Below are 5,222 nucleotides of genomic sequence, written 5' to 3' on the forward strand. Positions count from 1 at the left end.
TGCGAGTTCCGTTAACCACGTAGTCGGATTATTCGCTTCCTCCATATAAGGCATGGCCATGACAGCGACATAATCGTAGGCAGAAGCAAAATTTTCGATATTCTGGGAGAACCATAGTCGACTGCGTGGATCCATCACAGTAATGGCATATAGATTACGTGATGTGGCTAACACCCTGTAATCTGCCTGACGGTAATAGTTGGCCGATTGCTTGAGTTCCTGGGTGAAATCCGTGAGAAATTCTGTCTTGTACCTGGCCCATGATGCCATCAGCCCATCATTGGCACGTATGGCATCGATATCCTCCGGCAGGGAGGCCGAGCCATACTGTCTCAATGCTTCGGGATTTGCATCTTCAAAGTCCGTCAGGAAGGCGTCATCATGAAAAAGCAGACCGTCGAATTTGGTCAGTCTTCCGAGGTCTTCGTAGATCTCGCGAATGATCCTCCGGTTTTCTTCCACATAGGGCGAGAGTCGACGGTAATGTTCCGGCGACTCAATCCCCGTTCTCACATCGGTGACGTAGCGGTGACCGGCACCGAGGTCAAAGGCAAGCACCGGCATCCATGCATAGACCTTGACACTGGCACGTGTCTTTAGCTGCCATGCTACCCGGTTGAAGAGGTCGGCCCTGACGGGGAGGTGACGATTGGGGAAGTAGAGCTCCTCGGCAACGCCATTCCCATTCGGGTCGGCATAGGCCTGCAGATAAACGGTGTTGACGCCATAACCCGCAATGCGCTCGACCAGCTTGTCCAGATTTCTCTCCTGCTGCTGCGGATCGGGATCGTAGACATAATCCAGGTCGACATGAACGATACGGAGGTCTTCGCGCTCCCATACGCGGTTGGAAAGGAATTCGTCCAAGGTCTGCAGACTGGTTTCCTGATCGATCAGATAGCGATTGATTACCTGCATCTCATCGTGAAGCTGGTTAGGAGCGCCCAGCAGGCCGAAGGTATAGGTCATGCCATACTCGGCTGCAATATCAAGGATCGCTTCACTATAGGCGCCATAGGGCCAGATCATGGCTCTGGGGCCTTGGCCAAGGCGCCCTTCAAACTGCTCCACCGTCCGTGCCATATCCTGCCGAATGCGTTCGACATATTGCACTTCACTTTCATAGCCGGTTCTAGGGTCCCATATGCTGGTGACGGCGGCAGCCTGCTGGTTGCCCATGGGATTGCCGATGACTCCATGGTGAAGGTCATAGGTATGGGAGGCGATCTCCACGAGAGGCGACTCATGCAGCGTCTTGACTTGCTGCCACGTGAGCAAGCGTTCGCGGGGCAGGTAGATGTCGCCATAGGAAACCTGTCCACCGGCAGGGACATCCATCCAGCTGCCCACCACCGCTTGAATAGCAGGAAAGTCGTACAGTTTGAGCAGGGGAAAGACAATATCGTAGAAGCTACGATAACCGTCATCGAACGTGAGCAGCACGGCCTTGTCCGGCAGCGGCTGTCGACCCGCCCTGGCATCGATGATCTGCTGCAGGCTGACGGGCTGATAACCACCCTCGGCGATAAGATTGAAATGCTCTATCAATCGCGTGCGTGTAATGGTCTGCGGGTAAAGGGTCTGATCGGGTGTGACGTTGGTATCCACCACGTCGTGGTAGCTGATGACGACGTAGTCATCCGTTGAGCGTGCCGCATGAGCCTGTTGAAGACCGAGGATGACTAGCAGGGCAATGCCCAAGATCGTGATGCGCCGATGTGTCACAAGAACCTCCATACCAGGCCGACTGAGAAAATGTTGTCGTACTCCGGAATGCCGTCATAGATGGCCCGTTCTCTGGCAATGCCATACTCGATGCTCAACGCCGGTGCCAGGTCCCAGCGATGTCGGTAACCCAGTGACCAGGTGTTTTCGCTGTTGTAGTCCTGCTGCCAATAGCGGCCTGCGCCCAGGGAAACTGTCTGGACGAAAGACTGCCGGTAGCCAAGTGGAAGCGAATGATGGAGCGACAGGACGCCGTCCAGGCTAGTGTCCCGGCGTGGATTGAAATAGCTGGCGCCGACCGCATCGTTGCGTGAACCGAAGGCACTTATTCCCCCGTCGACCTTCCAGCGATCCAGGTGATAGAGGGTCTGATTCCAGTAGCCGTAAAGCGACCGGCGAAGGTTGCCATCGTCGAAGTCGGTTGCCATGAAACCCAGGGCGCCTGATCCTCTCTCGTCATGGCGATAGGCGAGCTCCCCACGATAGCGATCGGCGTTGATGCCATCGCGCAGCGCCCGCAGGGGTGTGCTGGTGGTATTGAGTTCGACGCCGAGTGTTGCCGACAGGTGGTCCGATGCGTCGTAGTGCAATTCCGCCATGGCGAGGAAGTCGTCGTTGAGCTGTGCTCCTTGCCCGGCGGATAACGTCAAGGTGGCGGGGTACAGGTTCCATTCGTAGCCGGCAAGGGTATAGGCCGCGTAGAGGTTGTCACCGTCGAATTGGCCATATTGGCCGATGCGCTGCACGAAGGGGCGTGAGCCGCTATCGTTGCGAGGGCCTTCCAGAAGAACCTCGTAATGCCATTCGCGGGAGGCCTGGGATCCGCTGGCACCTCCATCGCTGTGAGTGAGTGAGCTGCTCAGTTGAGCAGCTCGCTGCTCGTGCCATTCCCGCGCCAGGTTGTCGCGTGATGTGCTGGGGGCTGCCTCGTCGAGTTCCGTGGCGATTTCCCCTGTCGTGCCTCGCCACTGTCCTCGCTGCAACCGAGATAGCAACACACCATGATGGGCGGTATCCCGGTATTCAGGTGCCAGCAACTGCTTGGCCTGCTCGTAGGAATCCTCCGCTTGCCTTGGCCAGCCCCTGCCGCGTTCCAGGTCTCCCTTCAGCATCCAGAGATAGGGAGCGCCAGGCGCCTGACTCTGATAGTCGGCCAGTCGTTCGCTGGCTTCTCCAGCGCGTCCACGCCAGGCATCGAGACTCACCCTGAGCATCAGAATTTTCTGATAGTTGGGATTCTCTACCTGTGTGGTTCCGGTAAAATCCCAGCGATGTTCCGGTTCATCGGCCAGCCACTCGGTCAGCAGGTCGTCGGCCTCACGGTAGCGCCTGGCGTCGGCATAGCTGTAGAACAGTGCTTCATAGAGGGGATCGTCGGGGTCGGATCCGCGCTCGGGGGCCTTTTTCAGCAGGCTCTCATAGAGGGCGGTGGCTTCACTGGGGCGACCAAGGCCGCTCAATGCATGGGCTCTGGCTTGAATGACGTAGCCGGGCAACTGGCCATGCTGGCGTTCGAGTCTCGTGGCCAGTGCTTCAGCTTCGGAGAAACGTCTCAGCCTGGCGAGTGCCACGACCTTGTCGTACTCGGCGATGGTGATCAGCTCCTGGGAAGCCTCCGGCGATTGCAGTACTGCATTCAACTGCTCCAGTCCGCTACGGACTCTTCCTGGTTGGTCTGTCTGGACCCCAAGGCGTATATCGGTAACGGCTTCATAGTAGGCAAGCCAGAGGCGATCCGTTTCGGTGAAGACATCCGGGTTGGCTTGCATGATGCGGCGTGCAGCGGGACTGGCCCCCAGGCTCACGGCAAGTCGATAGAGTGCGTGAAGCTCCCCGACATTGTCGGGATTCTGTTCAACCAGGACCTGGCGTACCTGAAGTTCCTGCATGGCATCGTCGGTTCGGGCGGCGAGGTAGCCCCTGGCTTCAAGGCCTGCGTCGGTGGTACCGGCCACCTGGTCATGCTGTTGCAGCGTGATGTCCGCCAGGGTGTAGTTGCCCATGTCGGTCAGCACCAGGGCCTGGCCGAGCCAGCCATCGGCATTTGATGGGTCGCGCCGTGTCAATTCACGGTAATGAGCGAGTGCCTGCTCGTACTCCCCCGCATTACGCGCCGCACTGCCCAGGTGCATCAACTCGGTATCACTGTACACATCCGTCGGACAGCGTGGGCAAACGGCCAGGGCATCCTCATGACGCTCTGCGCGAACCAGCAGGGCGAGAAGGTCCTCTCGCACTCGATCGTCGCGAGTCTGCTGATAGAGCCTCTGCAGACCCTCGATCGCGGTCTCAAGTGCCCCTTGGCGTGCTTGAACGACCCAGTGTTCGCGTTGCACATCGGTAGTGCCCTGCTGTCCATGTGCCGCACCCGCCATCAGGCAGATAAGCAGACAAGCAGGCCATAGCGGACCAAGTCGACGGTACATTAGCATCTTCCTGCAGTGATATAGTGACGAACTGATTGTAAATAAAAGTATCTACATAGTGTATAGAAGTGAAGGCCAGAATGAACAAGGAAAAATGCAGTAGCGGAGGGGAAAATAATCAATAAAAAGTATGTCATACTCAATGGGCATTACATGAGGTTCTACTGGTTTGAGAAGTTCTCAAGAAAGTAAAAAGAAAACCCCGCAAAGCGGGGTTTTCTTTCAGGTCTTTCTTTTGCAGAAAAGGCTTATTGCTGAGTGACAGTAGCCGTGTTGCCACCACCATTCTGTGCGACGTTGGACATGTTGTTTTGGCCAGTCTGAACCACGGTAGCCGTGTTCTGGGCAAAGGCACCCCAGCCAGCGCCGGACTGGGTCACGGTAGAAGTATGGTTCTTACCGTTCTGATAAACATCGGCCAGGTCGTTGTAGCCAGACTGGTTGATAGTGGAGTCGTTGTTCCAGCCTTTCTGAACGACGACGGCATCGTTATTCACGCCGCTCTGGGTGGTGCTGGCGGTATTGAAGTCGCCATACTGGGAGATATCGGAGTCGTTCTTGAAGCCGCTCTGGTTGACGGTGGCGGAGTTTTGGCCCCAGAACTTGCCTTCCTGCACGATGGTGGAAGAGTTGCTGACGCCGGTCTGGGTGACGTCGGCATCATTCCGGCGCCCCGTCTGGTAGACGTCGGAGCTCAGGTTTTTGCCGTCCTGGTCAATGCTGGCGGTGTTTCCCCATCCTTTCTGGACGCTTTCGGAGCTGTTGCCCCAGCCGGCCTGCAGGTGGGTCACTTCGTTGCCTGTCCCTTTCTGGTAGGTGTCAGCATCGTTGAAATAACCGGTCTGGTCGATGGAGGAATCGTTGCCCCAGCCATGCTGGACGACAACCCCCTCATTGCCCCAGCCGTCCTGGTCGATATCGGAGGACTGGGAGTAACCGTACTGGGCGACATCGCTGTCATTACCGATACCGTCCTGGGTAATGTTGGACTCGTGATTGTTGCCGGTCTGGAAGACGTCGGCGTTGTTGTAATAGCCGGTCTGGTTGACGTCGGAATCGTTGTTGGCTGCC

3 protein-coding genes are annotated in these 5,222 nt (G+C 57.0%); all 3 read right to left on the reverse strand.

Features of this window, described 5'->3' with window-relative positions:
• On the reverse strand, nucleotides 1-1,725 hold a 1,725-nt coding region (gene pgaB / locus Q427_RS26405; RefSeq protein ID WP_231613935.1), incomplete at its 3' end, for a poly-beta-1,6-N-acetyl-D-glucosamine N-deacetylase PgaB.
• Entirely contained in the window at nucleotides 1,722-4,151 is a 2,430-nt protein-coding gene (gene pgaA / locus Q427_RS26410; RefSeq protein WP_043518450.1) for a poly-beta-1,6 N-acetyl-D-glucosamine export porin PgaA, read from the reverse strand. The genes pgaB and pgaA, both read right to left, overlap by 4 nt.
• 248 nt (nucleotides 4,152-4,399) lie before the next feature.
• Nucleotides 4,400-5,222: hypothetical protein (locus Q427_RS26415; protein WP_051496743.1), on the reverse strand; the 823-nt coding region annotated here is incomplete at its 5' end.

The sequence above is a fragment of the Halomonas sp. BC04 genome (genome assembly GCF_000568385.1).